Origin of the sequence: Cellulosimicrobium sp. ES-005 (assembly GCF_040448685.1) — a bacterium.
Taxonomy (GTDB): Bacteria; Actinomycetota; Actinomycetes; order Actinomycetales; family Cellulomonadaceae; genus Cellulosimicrobium; species Cellulosimicrobium cellulans_G.
On the sequence record NZ_CP159290.1, the window covers coordinates 2410670 to 2435696 of the forward strand.

Genomic DNA, 25027 nt, shown 5'->3' on the forward strand with positions numbered 1-25027 from the left:
GCGTGCCGTTCGCCGGCGTCCGCGACCCGGTGCGCGCCGCGCCGCCCGCCGCGGCCCGGCCCGCGCCGGAAGCACCGCGGCCTCCCGGCGAGGGCCGGGAGGCCGTGGGGGCGGGTCGGGTCCGCTGCGTGCTCGCTGCGGGTCGCGACCGGCGGTCGCGTCCCGCTCCGGCGTCGCCCGTCACTGCCCGGCCTCCTCCAGCACGCCGCCGACGACCGTGCCGTCGGACAGCCGGAGCATCGCGGGGTCCTCCGCGGGAACCATGCCGAGGGACGCCGCGGTGTCCGGCAGCGAGGTCTTCCGGGCATCGACCTGCGCCTGCAGGCTCTGCGTGTCCTGGGCCACGCGGCTCACCTCCCGGCGCAGCTCCGACATCTCGTAGGAGTTGCGCGCCATCGTCGTGTTCACCAGGAGAGCACACAGGAGCGCGGCACCGAGGATCGACATGCAGACGACGAGGAACGGGATCTTGGACCGCGCCTGCAGCGGCGCGCGGACGATCTCGAGCCGCGAGCGGAGCGCGCGCTCGGACGCGCCACCCGGCAGCGCCGTGAGCGACGGACGCGGTGCCGGGCGCGCCGTGCGCGGGAGCGGGCGGGCGGCGGTCGACCTCTGTGCGCTCATCGTGTCCTCTCCCCCGGGTCGTGCGGTCGGTCGGTCTGGCGGTGCGTCGGGCGCCGGTGCTGCGGCGTGGGTCGGGTCCGCTCGGCGGCGCGGAGCCGGACGGACGCGGAGCGCGGGTTGGACTCCCGCTCCTCCGCGGGTGCCTCCTCCGCGCCCCGGGTGAGGAGCCGCAGGTAGGGCTGGTCGTCCTCCGGCACCACGGGCAGCCCGGGCGGGGCGCTGACGGTCGCCCCCGCGGCCAGCACCCGCTTGACGATCCGGTCCTCGAGCGAGTGGTACGACTCGACGACGACGCGTCCCCCGACGGCGAGCACGTCCACCGCGGCGGGGACCGCGCGCTCGAGGACCTCGAGCTCGCCGTTCACCTCGATCCGCAGCGCCTGGAAGGTGCGCTTGGCCGGGTTCCCGCCCGTCGTGCGCGTCGCCGCGGGGATCGCCCCGCGGACGACCTCGACGAGCTCGGCGCTGCGCTCCCACGGGCGCTGCTCGCGACGTCGGACGATCGCCCGGGCGACGCGCTGCGCGAACCGCTCCTCGCCGTAGTCGCGCAGGATCCGCGTGAGCGCGCGCTCGTCGTAGGTGTTGAGGACGTCGGCGGCCGTCTGGCCGGTCGTCGCGTCCATGCGCATGTCGAGCGGCGCGTCGTGCGCGTAGGAGAACCCGCGGTCCGCCTCGTCGATCTGCAGCGACGAGACGCCGAGGTCCATGAGCACGCCCTGGACCGGCCCGCCGACGACGTCGGCCACGACCTCGCCGATCTCGTCGTAGACGGCGTGCACCGCGCGGAACCGGTCGCCGAAGCGCTCGAGACGGCGCGACGCGCGCGCGATGGCCTCGGGGTCGCGGTCGATGCCGACGACGCGCGCGGTCGGGACCTGCTCCAGGACCGCCTCGGTGTGCCCGCCCATCCCGAGCGTGCAGTCCACGAGGACGGCGCCGGGCTGCGCCAGCGCCGGAGCGAGGAGGTCGACGCACCGCTGGAGGAGGACCGGGACGTGCCGCTCGGCGGCGTCGTCGGGAGTGCTCGTCATGTCCGTCTCCTCTCCGTGCTGGTCGGTGGCCGGGTGGCGCGGGACGCGCCGCCGGGTGGTGCTCCTCGTCGGCCCGGCCCCGTACGGTCAGGTCTCCCTCCGCGTCCTTTCTGGCGCCGGGGAAGTGCGTCAGACCGGGCGGGAGGAGGCCTCACCGTGCGGGAGCCGGGGGTGACCCTAGAAGCGCAGGTCCGGGAACACCTCCTCCGCGGTGTCGGAGTACGCCGACTCCTGCTCCGCGAGATACGTCTCCCACGCCTGCGCGTCCCAGATCTCCACCCGCGTGCCGGCGCCGATCACGGCGACGTCGCGGTCGAGCCCCGCGTACGCCCGCAGGGGCGCGGGGATCGAGACGCGTCCCTGCTTGTCCGGGATCTCGTCGCTCGCCCCCGAGAGGAAGACGCGCAGGTAGTCCCGGGCCTGCTTGCTCGTCACCGGCGCCTGCCGGATCTGGTCGTACATGCGCCGGAACTCGTCCATCGGCAGCAGGAACAGACAGCGCTCCTGCCCCCGCGTCATGACGAGACCCGGTGCGAGCCGCGACCGGAACTTCGCGGGGAGGATGAGCCTCCCCTTGTCGTCCAGCCGTGGCGTGAAGGTGCCCAGGAGCAGGCCGGAGGAACCGCCGAGCACGTCGTCCACGAAACCGGACATGCACCAGGCACCTCCTCTCCTGCTCCCTTCTCCTCCACGGTACTCCACTTCCCTCCACCGCTCTCGGTGAATCCACCGGCTTTCACCCGCCTTCGCAGGATCTCCGCAGGTCAGGCGCGTGGAGCGCGGTGGAGGGGAGTGCTCCCCATGGCGCGTCGCGGCGGCGGCCCGCCCGCAGGCCCCCGCGGCGGGCGCGCGCCGGCGCGGCGCGTCCCGCTCGCGCGACGACGCTCGGCGCACGGCCGGCGGTCCACTAGGCTCTTCCCACCCGCGGTCTCCCTGGTCCGCGGCCCTGCGCCACCGACGACGGAGGTCTCCGTGCTCCCCGACATCGCCCCTGTCGCGCCCTCCGACGAGCCCGGGGGCGGCCCCCTCGCGGGACTCGACGAGCTGGTCGAGACCACGGGCCGGATCCGCTCCGGCATCGAGTCCGTGGTCACGGGCCGGCCGGACCTCGTGACGGTCACCGTCGCCGTCCTCCTCGCCCAGGGTCACCTCCTCATCGAGGACGTCCCCGGCGTCGGCAAGACGACGCTCGCCAAGGCGCTGGCCCGCACGATCGACTGCAAGGTCGGCCGCATCCAGTTCACGCCGGACCTCCTGCCGAGCGACCTCACCGGCGTCAACATCTACCGCGCGGCGAACCACGAGTTCGAGTTCCGCCCCGGCCCCGTCTTCTCGAACATCGTCATCGGCGACGAGATCAACCGCGCCTCGCCCAAGACGCAGTCGGCGCTCCTCGAGTGCATGGAGGAGGGACAGACGACGGTCGACGGGACCACCCACCCGCTGCCGAGCCCGTTCCTCGTCGTCGCGACGCAGAACCCCGTCGAGATGGAGGGCACCTACCCGCTCCCGGAGGCGCAGCGCGACCGCTTCATGGCGCGGCTGACCGTCGGCTACCCCGACGTCGACGCCGAGCTCCGGATGCTGGACCGGCAGGAGTCGGACAACCCGCTGGCGCACCTCCGCCCCGTGACGACCGGCGCGGCCGTCCTGCGGTTCGCCGAGGTCGCGCGGGCCGTCTACGCGTCCACCGCCGTCAAGCGGTACGTGCTCGCCCTCGTCACCGCGACGCGCGAGCACCCGGGCCTGCGGCTCGGCGCCTCGCCCCGCACGACGCTCCAGCTCCTGCGCGCGGCGAAGTCCCTCGCGGCCATGGCGGGGCGCGACCACGTGCTCCCCGACGACGTCCAGTACCTCGCCGTCCCCGTGCTCGCGCACCGCCTCGTCATCACGACGGAGGCCCGGCTCTCGGGCCAGGACGCCGAGGCCGTCGTCGCGTCGATCGTGGCGCAGACGCCGATCCCCGCCCTGGACGCGACCGAGCGACGCTGACGTGCGCGCCCCGTCGTTCCTCGCGCGGCTCCGCGGCAGGGGCAGGAGCCTCGCCAGCGCGCGCCTGACCCGCCGCGGCACGGTGGTGCTCGCCGCCGGTGCCGCGCTCGCCGTCCTGGGCGTCACGCTCGGGCTGCCCGACCTCGTCGGGCTCGGCGTCGCCGGGGCGCTCGCCGTCGGCGCCGCCTGGTGCTGGATGGCCGTCCGTCGGATCGACCGCGGTCGTGGTGCCCTGCACGTGTCGCGCCGCGTCCAGCCGAACCCCGCCGTGCGCGGGCAGTTCACGACGGCGCGCCTCACGGTCGCGGCCGCGCGGGCGACGTCGTCCACGGCCACGACGCTCGCCCGCCTGCGGATCAGCGAGCAGGCGGCGCACGAGCTGTGCGACCAGGGCTCCCTGCGCGCCCAGGTCGCGACGGTGGGCGACCACATCGCGGTGCGCTACCGGCTGCGCCCCCTCCGCCGCGGGCGGTGGCCGCTCGGCCCGCTGCTCACGACGCGGGTCGACCTGTTCGGCCTGGTCAGCGCGACCCAGGAGCTCGGCGAGCCGACCGCGGTGGCCGTGTGGCCGCGCACGGTGGAGCTGCCCGTCCGCGGGTCGCGCGCGTTCGGCGAGCACGAGCGCTCCGCGTCGGGCGCCCGGCTCGCGTCGAGCGACGACTCGGTGCTGCGCGACTACGTCGCCGGCGACGACCCGCGGCGCGTGCACTGGGCCAGCGCGGCCCGGCACGGTCAGCTCATGGTCCGCGCGGACGAGAGCGCGGGCCTGCCGCCCGTCAGCGTCCTCCTCGACCGCGGGCTGCTGCCCCACCCGGAGCTCGCCGCGTCGAGCCCGCGCGCGCTCGCCGACGGCGAGTGGGCGGTCGAGTGCGCGGCGTCGATCGGCGTGTCGCTCCTCCAGGCCGGCCACCCCGTCCGGCTCGTCCCGACGTCGCTCGCGCCGGTCGTGTCCGGCACGGGCTTCCGCGTCAACCGCTCGGGCGAGGGCCCGGCCGACCTCCTGGACGCCACCGTCGACCTGCACGGGCACCACGTCGTCGCGGACGCCGACCGCTCGGTCGTCGCGACGTCCGAGGCGCTGCGGCGGGACCGGCGCCCGGGCGAGATCACCGTCGCGGTGCTCGGCCCGCTCGGCTCGGTCGCCCGGCACACGGTCGCGGCCATGGCCGGGGACGGCCTGCACCGCGCGCTCGTGGTGAGCGCTCGCCCCTGGGCGCCCGAGCACGCGGACGCCCTCGAGACGGTCGCGGCCCTGCGCTCGACCGGGTGGCACGCCGCGCTCGTCGACCCGTCGGCGTCCCTGGAGCACGCCTGGACCCTGCTCGTGGAGGGCTCACGATGACCACGTCCCGCCCCGACTCCACGACCTCGGTCGGCCTCCGCGTGCTCGCGACGACCGCGCTCGTCGCCGTCGCGGTCACGGCGTCGACCTACGCGCTCGGCAGCGTCATCGGTCCGGGCGGCTGGACCGGCACCGCCGTGCGGACCATCGCGGTCCTGGCCCTCGTGACCGGCGTCTCGCGGTACGCCCTCGAGCGCGGCCACGCCGCTCGCGGGGAGACCCTCGCCCCGCCGGCCGCGCTGCTCCCCTCGCTCGCCGGGCTCGTCGTCGGGCTCTGGGCCCTGCTCGGGCTCTACGGCGGCCCGACCGACCGGTTCTCCCTGCTCATCGGTCTCTCGAACGTCGACCGGGTCCTGTCCCGGCTCTCCACCGCGCGGGACCTCACGCTCGCCGAGGTCGCCCCCATCGACCCGAGCCTGCCGATCGCGCTCATGGCCGTCGGCGGCGCCGTCGTCGTGTTCCTCGTCGCCGACCTCATGGCCGGCGGTCTCCGGCTGGGTGCGGGCGTCGCGGTGCCGCTCCTCGCGCTGTGGGTCCCCGGACTCGTCATCATGGGCGAGATCCCGCCCCTGGCGTTCGTCGTGACCGTGACGGCGCTGGTCCTGCTGCTCGCGGTCGACAACCCGCACCGCACCGTGCGGCGTGGCGCGGCCGCGCGACGGGCCGAGGACCGTGCGGCCGGTGGCCTGCGTGCCGCCGGGGCGCTCGTCGTGGCGGTCGCCGTCGCGGTCGTCGCCCTGGGCCTCGGGTCGGCGAGCGCTTCTCTCCCCGAGGTCGCGTCGGCGTCGTGGTCCCGGCTCTTCTCGTCGACCGGGCAGACCGTGCGGCTCTCGGACGACCTGGACATGCGGCGCGACCTCGCCGAGCGCTCGGGCGAGGTCGTGCTGCGCTACCGCACCGACGGCGACGAGGTCGGCCCGCTCCGCGTGTTCACCCTCACGGGCTTCGACGGCACCAACTGGCGGCGCGGCGCGGACCGCGACGGCACCCCGATCGAGGCGGCCGACCAGATGCTGTGGCCCACCGACCCCGGCGGGGTCGAGGAGCCGACCTCCGTGCGCGTCACGCTCGAGTCGCTGCGGGACACGAAGCTCCCCCTCCCGACCGAGCCCCGCACCGTGGACATCGACGGCGACTGGTCGTACGACGACGTCCGCGACGAGGTGCTCGGCGAGCAGCCCACCGGCGCGGGCACCGCCTACGAGCTCGCGGTCTTCTCCCGCCCCCTCGACGCGGAGTCGCTCCGCGGGGCGAGCGGCGCGGACCCGGACGACCCCAACTACCTCGACGTCCCGGCGACCGAGCACGAGCAGGACATCCGCGACCTGGCGGCCGCGGTCGTCGAGGGGGCGCCGACCCGCTACGACCAGGCGCTCGCGCTGCAGACGTACTTCCGCGACGTCTCGCAGTTCACGTACTCGACCGAGGTGCCCCCGGGCGACTCCGGCGACGCGGTCTGGGACTTCCTCCAGGACCGCACGGGCTACTGCGTCCAGTTCGCGACGTCGATGACGATGATGGCGCGGACCCTCGGGATCCCCGCGCGCCTCGGCGTCGGGTTCCTGCCGGGCGAGCGCGTCGACGACTCGAGCTTCCAGGTCACCGGCCGCGACTCCCACGCCTGGCCGGAGCTCTGGTTCCCGGGCCAGGGCTGGGTGCGGTTCGAGCCGACCCCGGCCCAGCAGACGGGGCCGACGCCGCGCTGGGCGACGCCCGTGGCCGTCACCCCGGGAGGCCCGCAGGACCCGGGCAACGTGCCGACCCCCGGTGCGACGACCGGGGCGCCCTCGGCCCCCGCGAGCCCGGCACCCACGACGTCCGGGACCGGTGGGACGACCGGCGGCGGTGCGGACGAGGGCGCGCCGTGGCCGCTCGTCGTGGGGGTCGCCCTCCTCGTCGCGGTCGCCGTCGGCGGGGCGCTGTGGCTCGTGCTGCGGCGTCGGTCCGAGACGCCGAGCCTGCGTGACGCCGAGGACGCGTGGGACGAGCTCGTCGACAGGCTCGGGGCGCTCGACGTGCGGTGGCCGACGTCCACGACTCCCCGCCGCGTTCCCGCCGCCGTCGTCGCGAGCCTGCAGGCGCGTCGCGGGCAGCACCCGCGCGACGAGGACGTGGCCGAGGCGGTCGCCGGGCTGGCGTCTGCCCTCGAGGCCGAGCGTTACGCCCCGGAACCGCGGACGGTCACCCGCCCGGAGCGGCTCCAGGAGCTCGTCGACGCGGCGGTCGACGCGGTCGAGGGATCGCTCAGCGACCGTCCTGCTCGCGCCGACGGTCCCAGCGCTCTTCCAGTCGGCTGAGGAACGGCTTGCGCGTCGACTTGCTCGGCGCGGCCGGGCGGACGGTGCCGTCCGCCTCGACGGTCCCGACCGGTCCCTTGCGCGACGAGCGCGGGGACTGGAAGACCAGGACGACGCCCCCGAACATGAGGACGAAGCCGATCACCCCGAGCCAGGTCTGCGAGAGCGCAGCGCCCAGCACGAGGAGGAGGAGGCCGCCTACCACGCCGACCCCGGCCAGGACGTAGCGCAGCGCCGAACGTCGTCGTGGCGCCTGGAGCGTGTTCGCCAACCGCGGGTCGTCCGAGGTGAGCGCGCGCTCCATCTGCTCCAAGACCCGCTGCTCGTACTCAGACAGAGGCATGAGCACCCCGTTTCTCCACGCTGGTCGTGTGTCACCCTCAGGATAGATCGACATCCGCGGGGGTGGTAGTCGAGCGGGCCCTGGCGGGCCCCATGGCGATGGATCTCACGCCGAACCGCCCTCGGACCGCGTCGACGGCCTCCTCCACGCGGCGCCGCGCCGCGCTCGTCTCCTCGACGGCCTCCTCGAGCGTGGGCTGCACGACGGCCTCCGCGCGCGGCTCGAGACCCTCCGCGCGGACCCCCACGAGCCGGACGGCCAGGCCCCGCAGGTCGACGCTCGAGACGAGCTCCCGTGCCACGAGGTAGATCTCCCGCGCGACGTCCGTCGGGGCGCCGAGGGTCCGCGCGCGGGTGACGGTGCGGAAGTCGCTCGTGCGGACCTTCACGCTCACGGTGCGTGCGACGAGACCCTGGTGGCGCAGCCGGCCCGCGCACCGGTCCGCGAGCTCCAGGACGCGCGCCTGGACCGCCGCGAGGTCGCGCAGGTCGTGGGCGAACGTCGTCTCGGCGCCGATGCTCCGTTCCGACCGCTCGGGCTCGACCGGCCGGGGGTCGCGCCCCCACGCGAGGTCGTGCAGGTGCGCGCCCGCGACCTTGCCGACCGCTGCCTGGAGGGAGGCGACGTCCGTGTCGGCCAGCTCGGCGACGGTCCGGATGCCCCACTGCGCGAGGGCGCTCTCGGTCCGCTCCCCCACCCCCCACAGCGCGCCCACGGGCAGCGTGCGCAGGAACGGGACCGTGGCCGCGGCCGGCACGAGGAGCACGCCGTCCGGCTTCGCGTGCGTCGAGGCCAGCTTGGCGACGAACTTGTTCGTCGCGATGCCGACCGAGCAGGTGATGCCGTGCTCGGCCCGCACGCGGCGCCGCAGCTCGGCCGCGATCCGCGTCGGCGGCCCGAGCCGTCGCCGGGCCCCGCTCACGTCGAGGAACGCCTCGTCGACGCTCACCTGCTCCACGAGCGCCGTGATCTCGCCGATCGCCGCCATGACGGACCGGGAGACCTCGTGGTACCGCGTGTGGTCCGGCGGGACGACGATCGCCTGCGGGCACAGGCGGCGCGCCGTCACCATCGGCATCGCCGAGTGGACACCGAAGGCCCGCGCCTCGTACGTCGCCGCGAGGACGACACCCCGTTCCGCGCCGCCGACGATCACCGGGCGACCGACGAGCTGGGGGCGCCGGGCGAGCTCGACGGACGCGAAGAACGCGTCCATGTCGACGTGGAGGATCGAGCACCCCTCCTCGTCGTCGCCCCAGTCGCGGCGGACGCTCGCGCGCGGACCGCGGCTCATCGCCGCCTCACCGGGCGCTCGACGCAGGCAGCGCCCGGGTCACGACGCCACCGTCCGCAGGCCGGGCATCCGGACGAACCCGGCGTCGGGGTCGACGAGCATCGCGACCTCGTCGCGGAAGTCCTCGGCGCACGCCACGAGCTCGTCGGCCCGGCGCGGGTCCACGGCGTCGAACCGGCCCGCGTCGACGGCGGCGCGGACGCGCGCCCCGCTCGCGAAGTAGCCGGACCAGGCGGCGAGCGACGGCTCGGCGTCCGCGAGCTGGTCCCACACCGAGCGGGCCCGGCCGCGGCGCACGGGCCGGGCACGCAGCGCGACGACCGCCGCGGCGGCGCGCAGCGCACCGAGGTGCGCGTGCACGAAGCGCTCGCCCGCGTCCTGCGCGAGCGCCGCCGCGACGAGCTCCGCGTCCGCACGGTCCAGCAGCCGACGGACCTCGGCGGGGACGGCGACCGCCCCCTTCGCGCCTGCTTCGTTCGACATCGCGCACCTCCTCCTCCACTATCGAACACCTGTTCGATCCTGTCAACGTCCGGTGCCGGCCGGCCCTACGGTGAGCACATGGCTCGCCGCACCTCCCGACGTTCCCCAGGGTCCTCCGCGCCACCCACACGGTCCCGGCGCCGGGCGAACGGGAGCCGTGGCGCGGCCCCCGACCTGCCGACCGGGCCCGTGGCCACGTCGACGGGGACGGCGCACGTCGAGCGCGACCCCGACCACCCGTCGGCGGTCACGCTGTACGTCAACGGCGTCCCCAGCTCCTACCTCGACCTCGACGACCCCGGGATGCTCGCGTTCGAGTACATGCAGCAGATGGCGGCCGTCGTGGACGAGCTCGCCCCCGGCCCTCTGCGCGCGCTGCACCTCGGCGCGGCGGGGTGCAGCCTCCCGCGCTGGGTGGAGCACACCCGGCCCGGCTCGTCCCAGCTCGGGGTCGACCTCGACTCCCGCCTGCTCGAGCTGGTCCGCACGTGGTTCGACCTCCCGCGCTCCCCCCGGCTCCGGCTGCGCGCCGACGACGCGCGGCACGCGGTGGCGAGCCTTCCCGACGCCTCGTACGACGTCGTCGTCCGTGACGTGTTCGACGGCGACCGCACGCCCGACCACCTCGCGACCCGCGGCATGGCGGACGAGGTGCACCGGGTCCTGCGCCCGGGCGGGGTCTACCTCGTCAACTGCGCCGACCGGCCGCCGCTCACGACGGCGCGCCGCGAGACCGCGACCCTCGCGGCCGCGTTCGGAGAGGCGTCCTGCGCGGAGGACCGGGTCGCGGCGATCGCGGAGCCCGCGCAGCTCAAGGGCCGCCGCTACGGCAACGTCGTCCTGGCCGCGGTCCGTGCCGGGTCGGGTGCGCCGAGCCTGTCGAGCGCGACGCTGGCGCGTGCGGTCCGCTCGCTCGCCGTCCCGGCACGCGTCGTCACGGGCGACGAGCTGCGCGCGTTCGTGGGCACCGCCCCGGTGCTCGACGACCCCGAGGTCGCGCCGGCCGACGGCCCGGCGGCAGACGGGTCGTGAGACGCGACAGGAGCCGCGCCCGAGGGACGCGGCTCCTGCGACGACCGGGTGATCCGGCCGCGAGACGTCGTGGACGTCAGAGCGGACGAACCTTCTCCGCCTGCGGGCCCTTCGGCCCCTGGGTGATCTCGAACTCGACCCGCTGCGCCTCGTCGAGCGTGCGGTACCCGTTCGACTCGATCGCCGAGTAGTGCACGAAGACGTCGGCACCGCCGCCGTCCTGCGCGATGAAGCCGTAGCCCTTCTCGGCGTTGAACCACTTCACAGAACCCTGCGCCATGCTCTTCCTCTGACCTTCTGTCCGTCCGGGGACATCAGCGAGCGGACCCTTCGTCCACCCCCGTGCGCCGCAATGCCATGTCCCACGTCCTTCGCCGGCGCCCGGCCGTGTGCGGCCGGCAGGCCCGACGCCGGACCACCCCGCCGGGCGGACCCACGTACCGGCCCTGCACCGGGTCGTGCGCAAGTACGTCACTGCAACGGGTGACAGTGTGGCACGGACCACGTCCGGTCCGCCACGGAACTCGCCACCTCTCGTGATGATTTTTCGGCACATTCCGCCCCGGTCCGCGGACCGGGGCGGGTGGGGCGAGCCGCGGCTCAGTCGCCCGACTGCTGGGCGAGGAAACGCTCGAACTCCGCACCGAGCTCGTCGGCCGTCGGGATCGGCGCGGACTCGGCGAGCAGGCTCGTCCGACCCACGGAGCGCGCGAACGCGTCGTACTGCTCCTCGAGAGCGCGCACGACGGCGGCGACCTCCTCGGAGTCCCGCACCTGACGCTCGACCTCGGCCTTCGCCTCCTGCACCGCCTCCGCGAGCCCGCTCGTCGCGAGGTCCAGGCCCGTGACGCGCTGCACGTGCTCGAGCGCGACCACCGCCGCGGGCGGGTACGACGACTGCGCCAGGTAGTGCGGCACGTGCACGGTCACGCCGAGCGCGTCGTGCTCGGCGCGGCCGAGCCGCAGCTCCAGCAGCGCGGCGAGGCTGGCCGGGACCTTCACGGTGCCGAACCACGACGTGTGCTCGCCGAGCAGCTCGGGCCGGGTCGCGTGCGCCGTGACCGAGAGCGGGCGCGTGTGCGGGATCCCCATCGGGATGCCGTGGAAGCCGACCGTGAGCGACACGCCGAGGCGCTCGACGACGTCGCGCACCGCAGCCACCACGCGCTCCCACTGGACGTCCGGCTCGGCGCCGTGCAGCAGCAGGAACCCCGTCCCCTCGGCGTCGCGCACGTGGTCGATCACCAGGTGGGGCTCGTCGTAGTCGGACCAGCGGTCGGTGCTGAAGGTCATCGTGGCCCGCTTGGAGCGGTAGTCGAGGAGCTGGTCGACGTCGAACGTCACCACCCGGGTGACCTCGCCGAGCTCCAGCAGGTGGTCGACCGCCACCGCGCCCGCGCTGCCCGCGTCGACGAACCCCGCGACGGCGTGCAGCAGCACGGGCCCGGCGCCCGGCTCGGGCGGCGTGGGCCACAGGCGGGCCACCGCCTGCTCGTCGAGCTCGTAGATCCCGCGAGGGTCCAGCATGCATCCTCCTCGTGACGTCCTTCGCCCGCGCGCTGCCGACGGCGCGGCGGGCCTGACGAGGACAACACGCCTCGGCCCGCGGTTCTTCCCGGAGCGGCGGCCCGCACGCGCCCGCCCGGGACCGCGCCCAGGTCAGCGACCGGGCAGGCGCACCACCGAGACGAAGAAGTCGTCGATCTGGCGCACCACGTCGATGAAACGGTCGAAGTCGACGGGCTTGGTGACGTACGCGTTGGCGTGCAGCGAGTAGCTGCGCACGACGTCCTCCTCGGCCTCCGACGTCGTCAGGACGACGACCGGGATCTTGCGCAGCGCCTCGTCCGCCTTGAGCTCGGCGAGGACCTCGCGCCCGTCCATCCGGGGCAGGTTGAGGTCGAGGAGGATGAGGTCCGGCGTCGGGGCGTCCGCGTGCTCGCCCTCCTTGCGCAGGAACTGCAGCGCGCTCACGCCGTCGGAGACCACCGACAGACGGTTCGTCACCTTGTGGTCCTCGAACGCCTCGCGCGTCATGAGCACGTCGCCGGGGTCGTCCTCCACCAGGAGGACGTCGATCGGCTTGCTGCCGTGGCTCATGCGGGGCTCTCCTCGTCGTCGTCGCGCGCGCGGGCAGGGGTGACCTGCTCCGCGCCGTCGGGGTCGGAGCGAGCGTAGCCGACCTGCGCGTGCACGTACGCGTGGGCGAGCGTGAAGCGGATCGTCGTCCCGCCCTCGCGCGGCTCGATCCAGATCCGGCCGCCGTGGTACTCGACGATGCGCTTGCACAGCGCGAGCCCGATGCCGGTCCCCTCGTACACGTCCTTGGCGTGCAGACGCTGGAAGATGACGAACACGCGCTCCGCGTACTGCGGGTCGATCCCGATCCCGTTGTCCTCGACGGAGATCTCCCAGTGCGTGTCGCGCGCGAGCACCCCCAGGTGCACGGCCGGCGGCCGGTCCGGGTCGCGGAACTTCAGCGCGTTGCCGACGAGGTTGGCCAGCAGCTGGTGCAGGAGCGCGCGCTCGCCGACGACGACGGGCAGCGGGTCGTGCGTGATGCTCGCCCCGGTCTCCGCGACCTTCTCGGACAGGTCCTCGAGCACGCCCTCGAGCTCCCGCTCGAGGTCCACGTCGACGCGCTCGCTGCCCGTCCGGCCGACGCGCGAGAAGCCGAGCAGGTCCTGGATGAGGCGTTGCATGCGCTTGGCGCCGTCGACCGCGAAGTCGATGTACTGGTCCGCACGGTCGTCGAGCTCCCCGCCGTACCGCTTCTTGAGGAGCTGCGTGAAGCTCGCGACCTTGCGCAGCGGCTCCTGGAGGTCGTGGGACGCGACGTAGGCGAACTGCTCGAGGTCGCGGTTGGACCGCTCGAGCTCGCTCGCCTGCTCGGCGAGGAGCTCGTGCGAGCGGGCGGCGTCCTCGTGCGACGCCTTGATCTCCGCGACCTGGTTCACGAGCTCGACGCGCATGTGCTCGACGTCCTGGGCGAGGTCCGCGATCTCCGCCGGGCCCGAGGTCACGACCGGCTCGTCGAGGCTCCCGGAGCTCACGAGCCGCACGCGGTGCGCGAGCTCGGCCATCGGCTCGGTCACCCACCGCTTGAGGCACACCCAGAGGATGATCCCGACCGCGAGCGCCGAGCCGACCAGGACGAGGACGCTCCCGAAGAGCGCCCGGCTCCACCGGTCGAGCGCGTCGAGCCGCTCCACGCGCTCGGCCCGGAGCGCGTCGACGTACCGCGCGGTGTCGGCCCGGGCGGCCGCGAACAGCTCGGCACCGTGGGCCTGGTCGACGGCACGCACCCGTCCCGGTCCGTCGTCCTCGGTGGTCGCGATGGCCGGCTCGGCGTAGTCGGCGACCCAGGCCCGCACGGAGGCGTCGGACCGCCCGGCCAGCGCCGCGAGCTCCGCGTCGAACCCGAGGCGGTCGACGAGGGTGGGGTCCGGGACGACGCCCTCGGCGTCCGTCCCCACCGCACGGGTGTAGGCCTCGAGGGCGGTGTCGTCGCCGGTCGCGACGTACGCACGGACCGCGACCTCGGCGTCGAGGAGGCCCACGTACGCGGCGTCCGCCCCGGTCACGGCGTCGAAGAACGGCCCGGTGACCTCGTTCTGGATGGTGAGCACGCGCGAGAGCGCGATGGCCGACGTCGCGAGGACGCCGAGGAGGATCACGCCCGCGACGACGAGCGCCCACCCGAGCCGGCGGCGCAGGGTCGGGGCACGCCGGCGCCCGGCGCGTCCCGCGACGGCCGTCTCGCCCACCGGGGGCGTCACCGGGCCCACTCGTCCGAGTCGGCGAGGGTCGCCGTGCGCTCGCCGGGGGTGCCCTCGTCCCCGCCCCAGCCGAGCACGAGGAGCGCGGCGTCGTCGGCCAGCGGGCCGCCGTGCAGGTCGCGCACGCGGCGGAAGACGCGCTCCACGACCCCCTCGACGCCCTGCTCGAGAGCGCTGTCGACCGCGCGGCGCAGGCCGTCGACGCCGACGCGCTCCGGTCGGGCGCGCGGCCCGACCACTCCCCCCGGCCCCGCGACGGTCGCCTCGACGAGCCCGTCCGTGTAGAGCATGAGCGCCCAGCGTTCCCCGAGGTCGACGGACTGCGACGTCCACCCGCCCTGCACGGGGATGCCGAGCGCACGGCCGCGCGCGGTGGGCGTGATCTCGGTCGCGGTGTCGCGCAGCAGGAGCGGGGCGAGGTGCCCGGCGAGGTACACCTCCGCGCGGCGGCGGTCCGCGGAGACCACGACCTGGCAGAGCGTGACGAAGACCTCGGGACGGGCGCGCTCGGGCACGAGGACGCGCTCCAGGAGCGGGAGGATGCCTTCCGGCTGGGTGTCCGAGAGCACGATGGTGCGCCACGCGGTGCGCAGCGTCGCACCGAGCGCGGCCTCGTCGGGGCCGTGGCCCGCGACGTCGCCGATGATGCACAGGACGGTCCCGTCGGGTCGCTCGACCGCGTCGAAGAAGTCGCCGCCGAGGAGGCCGTTGCCGCCGGGGACGTAGCCCACCATGACGTCGAGCCGGTCGTCCTGGACGAGCGGCGTGGGCAGGAGCGCGCGCTCCAGCCGCGCGGTCTCGGCCGCTCGGACCTCGCTGCGGTACAGCGCGCGCTGCTGCTCGACGGACATGCGGCGCTGCACGGCGTAGCGCACCGACCGGCTCAGGAGGTCGCCGTCGACCTCCCCCTTCACCAGGTAGTCGTCGGCGCCGGCCGCGACGGCCTGGACGCCGAGGTCGATGCCGGAGTGCCCCGTGAGGACCACCAGGGCGGGCGGGTGGGTGCCGGTCCGCACCCGCTCGACCGCCGACAGCCCGACCGAGTCGGGCAGCCCGAGGTCGAGCAGGACGCAGTCGACGTGCCAGGAGACGAGCATCTCGAGCGCGGCGTCGAGGGTCGTCGCACGGTGGAGGTCGACCGTGAGGTTGCCGTCCGCCAGCAGCTCCTCGACGAGGATCGCGTCGCCGTCGTCGTCCTCGACGAGGAGGATGCGCAGCTCGTCCGTCGGGGCGAGGACCGCGCGCTCGGACAGCGCCTGGTCGCGCGCGTCGGCCTCGTCGCCCCGCGCCGAGGGCCGCGCGGGGACCTGACGGTCGGTCCCGGTCACGACGCCCGCTCCCCTCTGGTCGCCATGGCCCACGATCCTAGCGTCAGCCGCGCGTCCGGCCCGGTCACGGGCCCGGGACGCGCCGAGGACCGGTCCCGGGCCCGGCGCCCGTGCGCCATAATGGACGGCCGTGTCACGGGCGGGCGCCCGGGCGCGACGCCCGGCCGAGGGAAGGGACAGCGTGGGACGCAACGACGAGCTCCGGCTCGAGCAGGAGGTCGTGGACACCCTCTACGCACGCCTCGACGAGCTGCGCGCCGCCGCCCGCGCGCGGCTCGACGCCGTCCGCCGGTCCGGACCGTCGGGCTCGCCGCAGAACCGGAGCGAGCGCGACGCGTTCGCGACGCTGTACGAGGACCGCGTCGCGCAGCTCGACGCGGTCGAGGACCGGCTCGCGTTCGGCCGCCTCGACCTGGACGACGGCACGCGCCGCTACGTCGGGCGCATCGGCCTGACCGACGCCGAGCACACGAGCCTCCTCACCGACTGGCGCGCGCCCGCGGCGCAGTCGTTCTACCGCGCGACGGCGGCCCACCCCGACGGCGTCGTCCGGCGTCGGCACCTGGTGACGGGCGGGCGCGACGTGACGGGCCTCGAGGACGAGCTCCTGGACCTGGACGCGCCCGAGGCCGTCACCGGGACGACGCTCTCCGGCGAGGGCGCGCTCCTCGCCGCGATGGCGGCAGGACGCACCGGGCGCATGGGCGACATCGTGGCGACGATCCAGGCCGAGCAGGACGCGATCATCCGGTCCGGGCTGGCCGGTGCGCTCGTCGTGCAGGGTGGGCCCGGCACGGGCAAGACCGCCGTCGCGCTGCACCGCGCCGCCTACCTCCTCTACGCGCACCGGCGACTGCTCGAGCGCTCGGGCGTCCTCCTCGTCGGCCCGAGCCACTCGTTCCTGCGCTACATCGACCAGGTGCTGCCGTCGCTGGGCGAGACGGGCGTCGTCAGCACGACGATCGCCGACCTCCTGCCGGGCGTCGTCGCCGACGGCACGGAGGACCCCCGCGTCGCGCGCGTCAAGGGACGGGCGGTCATGGCCCGGGCCGTGCGACGCGCGGTGCGAGCGCGCGAGCGCGTGCCCGCGGAGGACGTCCCCGTGCGCCTCGACGGCCACGACCTGCTGATCCGGCGCCGCGACGTCCGCGACGCCATCGCGAAGGCCCGGCGCACCCACAAGCCGCACAACCTCGCGCGCGTCACGTTCGTCCGCGAGATGCTCTCGCGCCTCGTGGACCAGTACGGGCGCCAGCTCGGCGAGCCGCTCGTCGGCGAGGACCGCGCGCTCGCGCTCGAGGACCTGCGCTCGCACCGCGACGTGCGCGTCGCGCTCAACCTCGCGTGGCTCCCCCTCACGCCGGAGCGCCTCGTCGAGGACCTGTGGACCAAGCCGCACCGGCTCGCCGAGGCGGCGCCCGAGCTCTCGCCCGCCGACCGGCGGCTGCTCGAGCGGCCGAAGGGAGCGCCGTGGACGCCCGCGGACGTGCCGCTCCTCGACGAGGCCGCGGAGCTGCTCGGCGAGGACGACCAGGCGGAGCGGGCCGAGGCCGCCGCACGGGCGGCGCAGCGGGCTCAGGACCTCGAGTACGCGCGGCAGGTGCTCGAGTCGTCCGGTGCGGGCGGCGGGATCGTCGGCGCGGACGTGCTCGCCGAGCGCTTCTCGGCGAGCGGCCCGCGCCTCACCACCGCGGAGCGCGCCGCACAGGACCGCACGTGGACCTACGGGCACGTCGTGGTCGACGAGGCCCAGGAGCTCTCGGCCATGGCGTGGCGCATGCTCGTGCGCCGGTGCCCGACGCGCTCGTTCACGGTCGTCGGCGACGTCGCGCAGACGTCGTCGCTCGCGGGGGCGCGCTCGTGGAAGGGCATGCTCGACCCGGTCTTCCGCGACGCGTGGCGGCTCGCGGAGCTGACCGTGAACTACCGGACCCCCGCCTCCGTGGCCGACGCCGCCCGCCGCGCCGCCCTCGCCGCCGGGCTGCCCGTCTCGCCGCTCACGTCCGCGCGCGACGTGGAGGACGCGCTGCGCGTCGTCGAGGCGACGCCCGACGGCCTCCCCGCCCAGGTCCGCGCCGAGGCCGACGCGGCGCGCGCGGAGTTCGTCGCCGCGGAGTCGGGGCGCGTGGCCGTCGTCGCCGCGGCGCAGGCCGTGCCCGCCCTGCGCGCCGCGCTGGGTCTCGTGGACGCCGGACCGGACGCCCCCCTCACGGTCCTGGACCCGGTCCAGGTGAAGGGGCTCGAGTTCGACGCCGTGGTGCTCGTGGAGCCCGCCGAGATCGCGACCGGCCCCTCCGGCGCCTCGGACCTCTACGTCTCCATGACCCGCCCGACCCAGCGCCTGGTCGTCGTGCACGCCCGCGCGCTCCCGGAGGGCGTGACCGGGACGGGCTCGACGACGGCGGGCACGGCCGCGCGCGACGGGGCGCGCGTCGCGCCCTGACCCGGTCGGCCGCCGGCGCGTCCGGCCGTTCGGATCGGTCGTTCACCTCGTCCCGAGGGTCAAGACCCGTTTGGCCCGGACCATGGACCGGGCGCACCATGGGAGCGTGCTACGCGCCCTCCTCCTTGAAAACCTGCACCCTCTCGCCGCCTCGAACCTCGAGGCGGCGGGGATCGACGTCACCGTCCGCACCGGCGCCCTCGACGAGTCCGAGCTGATCGAGGCCCTCGACGGGGTCCACCTCCTCGGCATCCGGTCCAAGACGAACGTCACCGCGAACGTGCTCGAGAACGCCCCCGACCTGGTGGCGCTCGGCGCGTTCTGCATCGGCACGAACCAGATCGACCTGCGCTCCGCCGCGTCGCAGGGCGTCGCCGTGTTCAACGCCCCGTTCCAGAACACGCGCTCCGTCGTCGAGCTCGCGCTCGCCGAGATCATCGCGCTCACGCGCCGGCTCACCGAGCGCGACCGCGCGCTGCACGAGGGCCGCTGGGACAAGTCGGCGGAGGGGGCGCACGAGGTCCGCGGCCGCACGCTCGGCATCGTGGGGTACGGCAACATCGGCACCCAGCTCTCGGTCGTGGCCGAGAACCTCGGCATGTCCGTGGTCTTCTACGACACGGCGGAGAAGCTCGCGCTCGGCAACGCGCGACGCATGGACACGCTCGACGAGCTGCTGGAGCAGGCGGACGTCGTCACGCTGCACGTCGACGGCCGCCAGGGCAACGCCGGGCTGTTCGGCGCCAAGCAGTTCGCCCGCATGCGCCAGGGCTCGATCTTCCTCAACCTGTCGCGCGGGTTCGTCGTGGACTACGGCGCGCTGCGCGAGGCGATCGAGGAGGGCCGCGTGTCCGGCGCCGCCGTCGACGTGTTCCCGCACGAGCCCAAGCGCAAGGGCGACGCGTTCGACTCCGAGCTGCGCGGCCTGCCGAACGTCATCCTCACGCCGCACATCGGTGGCTCGACCGAGGAGGCGCAGGAGGCGATCGGCCAGTTCGTCTCGGCCAAGCTGCGCGACTACCTCACGACGGGCTCGACGACGCTCAGCGTCAACGTGCCGAACCTCGCGCTCGAGCAGACGACCGGGATCACGCGCATCACGCACCTGCACCGGAACACGCCGGGCGTCCTCGCGGCCGTCAACGCGACCCTCGCGGAGCACGGCACGAACATCGAGGGCCAGCTCCTCGCCACGCGTGGCGAGATCGGCTACGTCGTCACGGACGTCGGCTCGCGCGTCGAGCCCGCCGTCATCGAGGCCCTGGCCGCGATGGAGCAGACGATCGCCCTGCGCGTCCTCGACTGACGCCCACCGCGAGCGCCTTCGCCGCGTGCACCGGGTCGCCCCGGCGCACGCGGCGAAGGTCCTCGGGCGGCATGACCTTCGCCGCTGAGCGCCCCGCGCTCGGCGGTGCCACGATGAGGCATGACCGGATACACGCACGACGGGCCGCAGATCCTCGACGCCGACGCGTCGTGGGACCTCGTGGAGGGGACCCACGTCGCACGCCTCGCCGTGAGCGTGCGGGGCGAGCCGGACATCTACCCCGTCACGGTGCGGGCGCACGAGCGCACGCTCGCGTTCCGCACCGTCCCCGGGACCAAGCTCGCGACCCTGGCGACCAACGAACGCGTCGCTCTCGAGTGGGACCACGTGGACGACGACGGGGCGTGGAGCGTCGTCGCCCGCGGCACCGCGCACCGGCCGCGCAGCGAGCACGAGGTCGACGCCGTCCAGGAGGACGCCGCACCCCTCGTCCCCGTCGTGGACGTCCCGACCGAGGAATGGGTCGTCATCGAGGTCCGCGAGGTGACGGGGCGACGCTTCGCCCGGTCGGAGGCCTAGCCGCACTTCCCCGTCAGGGCGCCGACGCAGGTCGTCCGGCCGCCCCCGACGGGGCGACCGGACGACGACGAACGCTGAGCCGGAGGCGGCCGTCAGCCGGACTTGCGGCGGAACGTGCGCTGGACCGGCCCCACGGTCTCGGACCCGTGCACCGACCCGGTGTTGGACTCGCCGTCGGCCGTGCGGTGGCGCGCCGCGTTCTTCCGGTCGAGCGCCTCCCGGAACTTCGCCTTGGCCTCGTCGGTCGGTGCGGTGTCTGCAGCGGATCGCTGCTGGTCGGACGCCATGGCGGTCTCCTCGTCGATGGGGGAACTCGGTCGTGCACTGCGGTCGGCCCGACGGTGCGGGCACCTCGCCAGCCTCCCGCACCGCGTCGCCGGACGCCACCTGATTTGTCCGCCGGTCGGCCGGTCTCCGACGGACGGCCGGACGGTGTCGGGTAGCGTCGGCCGCGTGCCGACCGACTCCTCCGCCTCCGCCGCTCCCCCGTTCCCGGACCGGGCCCCGCTGCCGCACCGCCGTCTCGGTCGGTCCGGGCTGGCGCTGCCGGCGGTGTCGCTGGGCCTGTGGCAGAACTTCGGCGACGCCGACCCGCGGGCGACGCAGCGCGAGATCGTGCTGCACGCGGTCGACCGCGGCGTGACCCACCTCGATCTCGCGAACAACTACGGCCCGCCGGGCGGAGCGGCCGAGGAGTCCCTGGGGCACCTCCTCGCGCGCGAGCTGCGGACGGTGCGCGACGAGCTCGTCGTGACGACCAAGGCCGGCTACCGCATGGGGCCCGGCCCCTACGGCGAGGGCGGCTCGCGCAAGTACCTGCTCTCCTCGCTCGACGCCTCGCTGCGTCGCCTCGGGCTCGACCACGTCGACATCTTCTACTCCCACCGCTTCGACCCGACGACGCCGCTCGAGGAGACGGTCGGTGCGCTCGCCACCGCGGTCCGTTCGGGTCGCGCGCGGTACGCGGGCATCTCGTCCTACTCGGCGCGTCGCACCCGGGAGGCGCTGCGGGTCGCGGAGCAGGTGGGCGTCGACCTCGTCGTGACGCAGGTATCGTACTCGATGCTCAACCGGTGGGTCGAGGAGCCCGACCCGCACGACCCCGCGGGCGCGTCCGTGCTCGACGTCGCGGGCGCCGCGGGGCTCGGCGTCGTCGCCTTCTCGCCGCTCGCCCAGGGGATGCTCACCGACCGGTACCTGCGCGGGGTTCCGGACGACTCGCGCGCGGCGCGCGGGGGGCCGCTCCGACCGGCGTTCCTCTCGGAGGCGAACCTCGACCACGTCCGCCGGCTCGACGACCTCGCCCGCGCCCACGGGCGCAGCCTCGCCACGACGGCGATCCTCTGGGCGATGCGGGACGAGCGCGTCACGTCCGTGCTGCTCGGCGCGAGCTCGACGCGGCAGCTCGACGAGAACCTCGCCGCGCTCGACGCGCCGGCGCTCTCCGCCGAGGAGCTCGCTGCCGTCGACGCGCTGCCCGCGGACACCGGCATCAACATCTGGGCGTCGCGGTCCAGCGACCTGTAGGCCCGCCGGACGCGCGCCGACGACGCGGGACCCCTGCCGGGGCCGCGACGTGCCCTCGCGCGTGCGGCCTCAGGCGTGCGGTGCGACCTCCCCGCGAACGTCCGCCCCCGGAGCGGTGCCGCTCGAGCCCTCCTCGGCCCGGGCCGCGGCCGTCTCGCGCTCCTCGCGCTCGACGCGCAGCGACGTGATCGCGCTCTCGAAGTCCTCGAGCGAGTCGAACGCCTGGTAGACGCTCGCGAAGCGCAGGTAGGCGACCTCGTCGAGCTCGCGCAGCGGCCCGAGGATCGCGAGCCCGATCTCGTACGCGTCGAGCTCGGCGCTGCCGCTCGCCCGGATGGTCTCCTCGACGCGCTGCGCGAGCACCGCGAGGTCGTCCTCGTTGACGGGTCGCCCCTGGCAGGCCTTGCGCACGCCGTTGACGATCTTCTCGCGCGAGAAGGGCTCCGTGACGCCGGAGCGCTTGACCACGGACAGGCTCGCGGTCTCGATCGTCGTGAAGCGGCGGTTGCACTCGGGGCACTGGCGGCGCCGACGGATCGACGCGCCGTCGTCCGAGGTGCGCGAGTCGACGACGCGGGAGTCCGCGTGGCGGCAGAACGGGCAGTGCATGGCGGGCTCCTCCGCGGGGTTCGCGCCGACAGGTCGGCGCGACGAACGTATGCCGTCGCGGCGGGACCGTGCAACACGCCTCCGACGCCGGCCGCTCGCGCCCGCCGCGTCGTCGGCGCGCAGACGGCCGCACCGGTGCTCGTGGACGGCAGAACGGGGGCGGTCGTGGTCGACCGCCCCCGTCGGGACGCCCCCGTCCCCATCTCGCGCGTGACTCGCCTCACGCGCGGCGACGTGCACAGGAGTCGCGGTGGACCGCGCGCTCCTCACCTCGTCCGCCCAGCCCCCCAGCCGGCGTTGTGAGGTGACACTAACTTAGGGCGACCTAAATGATGCCGCAACCCCTGCGCACCGCACGGGGCCCGGTTTCGCCCGTGTCCTGCGTCACAGCGCGCTCTCGCGTCCGCACCGAGGGCGCCCAGCCGGCCTCAGGCGGACGCCGGGAGGAGGATCTTCTGGCCGGCCTGGAGGCCCGAGGACGAGAGCCCGTTGAGCTCGGCGAGCCCGCTCACGACGTCGCGCAGGTCCTCTCCCGGCGCCGCCACCCCCTGCGCGAGCTCCCACAGCGTCTCCCCCGAGCTCACGACGTGCACCCGGACCTCCACGGGCTCGCCCGGGCCGCTCGCGACGGCGACGCCCACCCGCGCGGCCAGCAGCAGGACCACGGCGGCCAGGAGCACGAGGACCACGCGGCCCCGGCGCGTGAGCCGCAGCGGCCGCTCCTCCGCACGCCCCGTCGCCCCGCCCGCAGGGCCGAGAGGCCCGACCGTCGAGATCGCCATCGCATCCATGCCTGCTCCGTCCCGGCCCGCGGGCCCGATCGCCTTCCCCGGTCGATCGGACGCCGCGAGCCCTTCGCCTCCGCGCCGACCAGGTCGGTCGAACACGTGTACGTAGAACACCTGTACGAAGGTCTATCACGAACGACCGACAGAGTCGAGACATGCTCGAACAGGTGTTTGATTCGTGTCGCAACCTCCCCTAGCCTGGGGTCAGGTCGGTTCGCCGGACATGTCCGCTCGGACCCGGAGGGGCGACCGAGGTCCCGGAGCGCACGCCCCGGGGAGGGGAGGCCGCACGCCCGGGAGGCGTCGGCGGCCGCGACGGACGAAGGCGGAGCGACCATGGCGGGACGAGGCACGGACAGGGCACGGGGGCTCGCCGAGGTGCGGGAGCTCCCGGACGGGTCGGCGGGGGGTGACGGGCTCACGCCGCGCCAGCGCCTCGTGCTCGAGACCATCCGCGCGTGCGTCGAGCAGCGCGGCTACCCGCCGAGCATGCGGGAGATCGGCGAGGCCGTGGGCCTGACGAGCCCGTCGTCGGTGAAGCACCAGCTCACGACTCTCGAGCGCAAGGGCTTCCTGCGTCGCGACCCGAACCGCCCCCGCGCGATCGAGGTCGTCCAGCCGGACGACGCGCGCCGCGCCACCCCGCTCACGGCAGCGGGCTCCGCGCCCGAGCCCGCGTACGACGAGGCGCACCCGGCTCCGTCCTACGTCCCGGTCGTCGGCCGCATCGCCGCCGGCGGCCCGATCCTCGCAGAGCAGGTCGTCGAGGACGTCTTCCCGCTGCCTCGCCAGCTCGTCGGCGAGGGCGAGCTCTTCCTCCTGCGGGTGCAGGGCGACTCGATGGTCGACGCCGCGATCTGCGACGGCGACTGGGTCGTCGTCCGCCGCCAGCCCGTCGCGGAGAACGGCGAGATCGTCGCGGCGATGATCGACGGCGAGGCCACGGTGAAGTCCCTGCGCCGCGCGGACGGTCGCGTCTGGCTCATGCCGCACAACGCCGCGTACGACCCGATCCCTGGCGACGACGCCCAGGTCCTCGGCCGCGTCGTCTCCGTGCTGCGCAGCCTCTGAGCCGCACGGACCGTCCGTCGCCGCACCCTCCCGAGCGGTCCCTCGCGGGGCGGACGAGGCGGGCGCCGGCACGTCGCGGTCGGAAGCGCCGAGAGCCGGGTGGTCGTCGACCACCCGGCTCTCACACGCCGTTCCGGACCCGCCGGCGAACCGGTCGGTCAGAGACCGAAGCGCCGGGCGACGGCGTGCAGCGACTCGGCGGACGAGCGCAGCCCGGCGAGCTCCGCGTCGGACAGCGGGACCTCGACCCGCTCGGTGGCGCCACGCCGGTCGACGAGCGTCGGCAGCGAGAGGCACACGTCGTCGAGCCCGTACGCGCCGTCGAGCAGCGTCGAGACGGGCAGGATGCGGTGCTCGTCGTCGAGCACGGCCTCGATGATGCGCGTACCCGCGAGCCCCACGGCGTAGTTCGTCGCCCCCTTGCCCGCGATGATCCGGTAGGCCGACTGCACGACCTCGCGCGCGATGTCGTCGCGCACGTCCGCCGTGAGCGGACCGCGGCCGCCCAGGCCCGGCCACTCGAGGAGCGGGACGCCGCCGATGGTCGCCGAGCTCCACAGCGGGATCTCGCTGTCGCCGTGCTCGCCGGCGATGTACGCGTGGACGTTCTGCACCGCGACGCCGCAGTGCTGGGCCACGAGGAAGCGCAGCCGCGAGGAGTCGAGGACGGTCCCGCTGCCGAAGAGCTGCGAGGGCGGCAGCCCGGAGAACTTGAGCGCCGCGTAGGTGACGATGTCGACGGGGTTGGTCACCATGACGTAGACCGCGTCCGGGGCGACCTCCACGAGACCCGGCAGGATCGTCCGCATGAGGCCGATCGTGCCCTCGGCGAGGTCGAGCCGCGTCTGGCCCGGCTTCTGCTTCGCCCCGGCCGTCACGACGACCACGTCGGCCCCCGCGCACACCGCGACGTCGTCCGACCCCTCGACCCGGGCCATCGGCATGAACTGGATGCCGTGCTGGAGGTCCGCCACCTCCGCGTCGACCTTCGCCCGGTTCACGTCCAGGAGCGCCACGGTGCGCGCGGCCCCGCGCATGAGGGCCGCGTACGCCAGGGTCGACCCGACCGCACCCGCGCCGACGATCGCCAGCTTGGTCGTCCGCGCTCCCCCTCCCGGCCCACCCGTGCTCGCGTCGCCCGTGCCCTGCGGGGACGTGCTCGTCGTCATGTCGCCTCCGTGAAGTCGCTGGAATCGTG

The 25027-nt window shown here is 75.0% G+C and carries 24 protein-coding genes; 9 read left to right on the forward strand and 15 right to left on the reverse strand.

All coding sequences use genetic code 11. The features are described from left to right. Window positions 1-180 precede the first annotated feature (180 nt). From ABRQ22_RS10565 to mraZ, 3 genes are all read right to left on the reverse strand, one after another. A complete protein-coding gene (locus ABRQ22_RS10565) occupies window positions 181-624 on the reverse strand; it encodes a hypothetical protein (protein ID WP_253051362.1) in 444 nt (147 codons plus the stop codon). Further along, a complete protein-coding gene (gene rsmH, locus ABRQ22_RS10570; RefSeq protein ID WP_353709470.1) occupies window positions 621-1655 on the reverse strand; it encodes a 16S rRNA (cytosine(1402)-N(4))-methyltransferase RsmH in 1035 nt (344 codons plus the stop codon). Before rsmH ends, ABRQ22_RS10565 begins: the two co-directional genes overlap by 4 nt. 177 nt (window positions 1656-1832) lie before the next feature. Continuing rightward, a complete protein-coding gene (gene mraZ, locus ABRQ22_RS10575) occupies window positions 1833-2267 on the reverse strand; it encodes a division/cell wall cluster transcriptional repressor MraZ (protein ID WP_031316739.1) in 435 nt (144 codons plus the stop codon). 432 nt (window positions 2268-2699) lie between these two features. Here mraZ and ABRQ22_RS10580 point away from each other — a divergent pair, with 432 nt between their 5' ends. From ABRQ22_RS10580 to ABRQ22_RS10590, 3 genes are read left to right on the forward strand one after another with little or no spacing between them, the layout of a single operon-like run. Continuing rightward, window positions 2700-3647 (forward strand): MoxR family ATPase, encoded by a 948-nt coding sequence (locus ABRQ22_RS10580; RefSeq protein WP_253051471.1) that lies wholly within the window; start codon window positions 2700-2702, stop codon window positions 3645-3647. A 1-nt stretch (window position 3648) separates the two neighbouring features. Next, on the forward strand, window positions 3649-4989 hold the full coding sequence (locus ABRQ22_RS10585; RefSeq protein ID WP_253051360.1) for a DUF58 domain-containing protein: 1341 nt from the start codon (window positions 3649-3651) through the stop codon (window positions 4987-4989). Then, the gene (locus ABRQ22_RS10590; protein ID WP_253051359.1) at window positions 4986-7286 is read left to right on the forward strand and encodes a DUF3488 and transglutaminase-like domain-containing protein; all 2301 of its coding nucleotides are present in this window, start codon (window positions 4986-4988) and stop codon (window positions 7284-7286) included. The genes ABRQ22_RS10585 and ABRQ22_RS10590 overlap by 4 nt, the downstream gene beginning before the upstream one ends. Here ABRQ22_RS10590 and ABRQ22_RS10595 read toward each other — a convergent pair. Genes ABRQ22_RS10595 through ABRQ22_RS10605 form a run of 3 tightly spaced genes read right to left on the reverse strand, consistent with a single transcriptional unit; the run spans window position 7234 to window position 9406 of the window. Beyond that, window positions 7234-7629, reverse strand: coding sequence for a DUF3040 domain-containing protein (locus ABRQ22_RS10595; protein ID WP_253051358.1), 396 nt, complete (start codon window positions 7627-7629; stop codon window positions 7234-7236). The two genes, ABRQ22_RS10590 and ABRQ22_RS10595, sit on opposite strands and share 53 nt — an antisense overlap. Before the next feature lie 37 nt (window positions 7630-7666). Beyond that, a complete protein-coding gene (locus ABRQ22_RS10600) occupies window positions 7667-8923 on the reverse strand; it encodes a DNA polymerase IV (protein WP_353709471.1) in 1257 nt (418 codons plus the stop codon). Between the two features lie 39 nt (window positions 8924-8962). Next, on the reverse strand, window positions 8963-9406 hold the full coding sequence (locus tag ABRQ22_RS10605) for an SAV_6107 family HEPN domain-containing protein (RefSeq protein ID WP_253051356.1): 444 nt from the start codon (window positions 9404-9406) through the stop codon (window positions 8963-8965). Window positions 9407-9595: 189 nt separating this feature from the next. On the opposite strand from ABRQ22_RS10605, the gene ABRQ22_RS10610 reads away from it, so the two are divergent. After that, on the forward strand, window positions 9596-10438 hold the full coding sequence (locus ABRQ22_RS10610) for a fused MFS/spermidine synthase (protein WP_353709472.1): 843 nt from the start codon (window positions 9596-9598) through the stop codon (window positions 10436-10438). Between the two features lie 76 nt (window positions 10439-10514). Here ABRQ22_RS10610 and ABRQ22_RS10615 read toward each other — a convergent pair whose 3' ends face one another. From ABRQ22_RS10615 to ABRQ22_RS10635, 5 genes are all read right to left on the reverse strand, one after another. Then, the gene (locus tag ABRQ22_RS10615; protein WP_034655075.1) at window positions 10515-10718 is read right to left on the reverse strand and encodes a cold-shock protein; all 204 of its coding nucleotides are present in this window, start codon (window positions 10716-10718) and stop codon (window positions 10515-10517) included. Between the two features lie 320 nt (window positions 10719-11038). Further along, complete coding sequence (locus tag ABRQ22_RS10620) at window positions 11039-11965, reverse strand: PAC2 family protein (protein WP_253051354.1); 927 nt, start codon at window positions 11963-11965, stop codon at window positions 11039-11041. Window positions 11966-12097: 132 nt separating this feature from the next. Then, window positions 12098-12538, reverse strand: a complete 441-nt coding sequence (locus ABRQ22_RS10625) for a response regulator (RefSeq protein WP_253051353.1) — start codon at window positions 12536-12538, stop codon at window positions 12098-12100. After that, on the reverse strand, window positions 12535-14217 hold the full coding sequence (locus ABRQ22_RS10630; RefSeq protein ID WP_353709473.1) for an ATP-binding protein: 1683 nt from the start codon (window positions 14215-14217) through the stop codon (window positions 12535-12537). The genes ABRQ22_RS10625 and ABRQ22_RS10630 overlap by 4 nt, the downstream gene beginning before the upstream one ends. Beyond that, window positions 14214-15545 carry a fused response regulator/phosphatase gene (locus ABRQ22_RS10635; RefSeq protein ID WP_353709474.1) on the reverse strand — a complete coding sequence of 444 codons (1332 nt, stop codon included), beginning with the start codon at window positions 15543-15545 and terminating at the stop codon, window positions 14214-14216. Before ABRQ22_RS10635 ends, ABRQ22_RS10630 begins: the two co-directional genes overlap by 4 nt. 181 nt (window positions 15546-15726) lie before the next feature. On the opposite strand from ABRQ22_RS10635, the gene ABRQ22_RS10640 reads away from it, so the two are divergent. From ABRQ22_RS10640 to ABRQ22_RS10650, 3 genes are all read left to right on the forward strand, one after another. Next, a complete protein-coding gene (locus ABRQ22_RS10640) occupies window positions 15727-17988 on the forward strand; it encodes an AAA family ATPase (RefSeq protein WP_353709475.1) in 2262 nt (753 codons plus the stop codon). 106 nt (window positions 17989-18094) lie between these two features. Beyond that, a complete protein-coding gene (gene serA, locus ABRQ22_RS10645) occupies window positions 18095-19294 on the forward strand; it encodes a phosphoglycerate dehydrogenase (protein ID WP_253051349.1) in 1200 nt (399 codons plus the stop codon). 120 nt (window positions 19295-19414) lie between these two features. Beyond that, a complete protein-coding gene (locus ABRQ22_RS10650) occupies window positions 19415-19834 on the forward strand; it encodes a pyridoxamine 5'-phosphate oxidase family protein (protein ID WP_353706722.1) in 420 nt (139 codons plus the stop codon). A gap of 92 nt (window positions 19835-19926) precedes the next feature. Here ABRQ22_RS10650 and ABRQ22_RS10655 read toward each other — a convergent pair whose 3' ends face one another. After that, window positions 19927-20121: a DUF5302 domain-containing protein gene (locus ABRQ22_RS10655; protein ID WP_047233781.1), complete on the reverse strand. Its 195-nt coding sequence runs from the start codon at window positions 20119-20121 to the stop codon at window positions 19927-19929. A gap of 166 nt (window positions 20122-20287) precedes the next feature. Between ABRQ22_RS10655 and ABRQ22_RS10660 the strand changes: the two genes are divergently transcribed. Next, on the forward strand, window positions 20288-21361 hold the full coding sequence (locus ABRQ22_RS10660) for an aldo/keto reductase (RefSeq protein ID WP_253051347.1): 1074 nt from the start codon (window positions 20288-20290) through the stop codon (window positions 21359-21361). 69 nt (window positions 21362-21430) lie between these two features. On the opposite strand, the gene nrdR is transcribed toward ABRQ22_RS10660, so the two are convergent. Both nrdR and ABRQ22_RS10670 read right to left on the reverse strand, forming a co-directional pair. Next, window positions 21431-21970 (reverse strand): transcriptional regulator NrdR, encoded by a 540-nt coding sequence (gene nrdR / locus ABRQ22_RS10665; RefSeq protein WP_253051346.1) that lies wholly within the window; start codon window positions 21968-21970, stop codon window positions 21431-21433. A 428-nt stretch (window positions 21971-22398) separates the two neighbouring features. Next, complete coding sequence (locus tag ABRQ22_RS10670; protein WP_353706723.1) at window positions 22399-22761, reverse strand: LysM peptidoglycan-binding domain-containing protein; 363 nt, start codon at window positions 22759-22761, stop codon at window positions 22399-22401. A 333-nt stretch (window positions 22762-23094) separates the two neighbouring features. On the opposite strand from ABRQ22_RS10670, the gene lexA reads away from it, so the two are divergent. Continuing rightward, a complete protein-coding gene (gene lexA / locus ABRQ22_RS10675; RefSeq protein WP_253051344.1) occupies window positions 23095-23829 on the forward strand; it encodes a transcriptional repressor LexA in 735 nt (244 codons plus the stop codon). A gap of 158 nt (window positions 23830-23987) precedes the next feature. Here the strand turns inward: lexA and ABRQ22_RS10680 are convergent, their stop codons facing one another. Continuing rightward, the gene (locus ABRQ22_RS10680) at window positions 23988-24998 is read right to left on the reverse strand and encodes an L-lactate dehydrogenase (RefSeq protein WP_353706724.1); all 1011 of its coding nucleotides are present in this window, start codon (window positions 24996-24998) and stop codon (window positions 23988-23990) included. Between the last annotated feature and the right edge of the window lie 29 nt (window positions 24999-25027).

What these genes read in the sequence shown, in the direction of transcription:
- ABRQ22_RS10605 (WP_253051356.1), bottom strand. Translation starts at nt 9,406, where the DNA reads ATGTCGAACGAAGCAGGCGCGAAGGGGGCGGTCGCCGTCCCCGCCGAG.
- lexA (WP_253051344.1), top strand. Translation starts at nt 23,095, where the DNA reads ATGGCGGGACGAGGCACGGACAGGGCACGGGGGCTCGCCGAGGTGCGG.
- nrdR (WP_253051346.1), bottom strand. Translation starts at nt 21,970, where the DNA reads ATGCACTGCCCGTTCTGCCGCCACGCGGACTCCCGCGTCGTCGACTCG.
- ABRQ22_RS10565 (WP_253051362.1), bottom strand. Translation starts at nt 624, where the DNA reads ATGAGCGCACAGAGGTCGACCGCCGCCCGCCCGCTCCCGCGCACGGCG.
- ABRQ22_RS10680 (WP_353706724.1), bottom strand. Translation starts at nt 24,998, where the DNA reads ATGACGACGAGCACGTCCCCGCAGGGCACGGGCGACGCGAGCACGGGT.
- ABRQ22_RS10625 (WP_253051353.1), bottom strand. Translation starts at nt 12,538, where the DNA reads ATGAGCCACGGCAGCAAGCCGATCGACGTCCTCCTGGTGGAGGACGAC.
- ABRQ22_RS10620 (WP_253051354.1), bottom strand. Translation starts at nt 11,965, where the DNA reads ATGCTGGACCCTCGCGGGATCTACGAGCTCGACGAGCAGGCGGTGGCC.
- rsmH (WP_353709470.1), bottom strand. Translation starts at nt 1,655, where the DNA reads ATGACGAGCACTCCCGACGACGCCGCCGAGCGGCACGTCCCGGTCCTC.
- ABRQ22_RS10650 (WP_353706722.1), top strand. Translation starts at nt 19,415, where the DNA reads ATGACCGGATACACGCACGACGGGCCGCAGATCCTCGACGCCGACGCG.
- ABRQ22_RS10615 (WP_034655075.1), bottom strand. Translation starts at nt 10,718, where the DNA reads ATGGCGCAGGGTTCTGTGAAGTGGTTCAACGCCGAGAAGGGCTACGGC.
- ABRQ22_RS10670 (WP_353706723.1), bottom strand. Translation starts at nt 22,761, where the DNA reads ATGGATGCGATGGCGATCTCGACGGTCGGGCCTCTCGGCCCTGCGGGC.
- ABRQ22_RS10590 (WP_253051359.1), top strand. Translation starts at nt 4,986, where the DNA reads ATGACCACGTCCCGCCCCGACTCCACGACCTCGGTCGGCCTCCGCGTG.
- ABRQ22_RS10600 (WP_353709471.1), bottom strand. Translation starts at nt 8,923, where the DNA reads ATGAGCCGCGGTCCGCGCGCGAGCGTCCGCCGCGACTGGGGCGACGAC.
- ABRQ22_RS10595 (WP_253051358.1), bottom strand. Translation starts at nt 7,629, where the DNA reads ATGCCTCTGTCTGAGTACGAGCAGCGGGTCTTGGAGCAGATGGAGCGC.
- ABRQ22_RS10655 (WP_047233781.1), bottom strand. Translation starts at nt 20,121, where the DNA reads ATGGCGTCCGACCAGCAGCGATCCGCTGCAGACACCGCACCGACCGAC.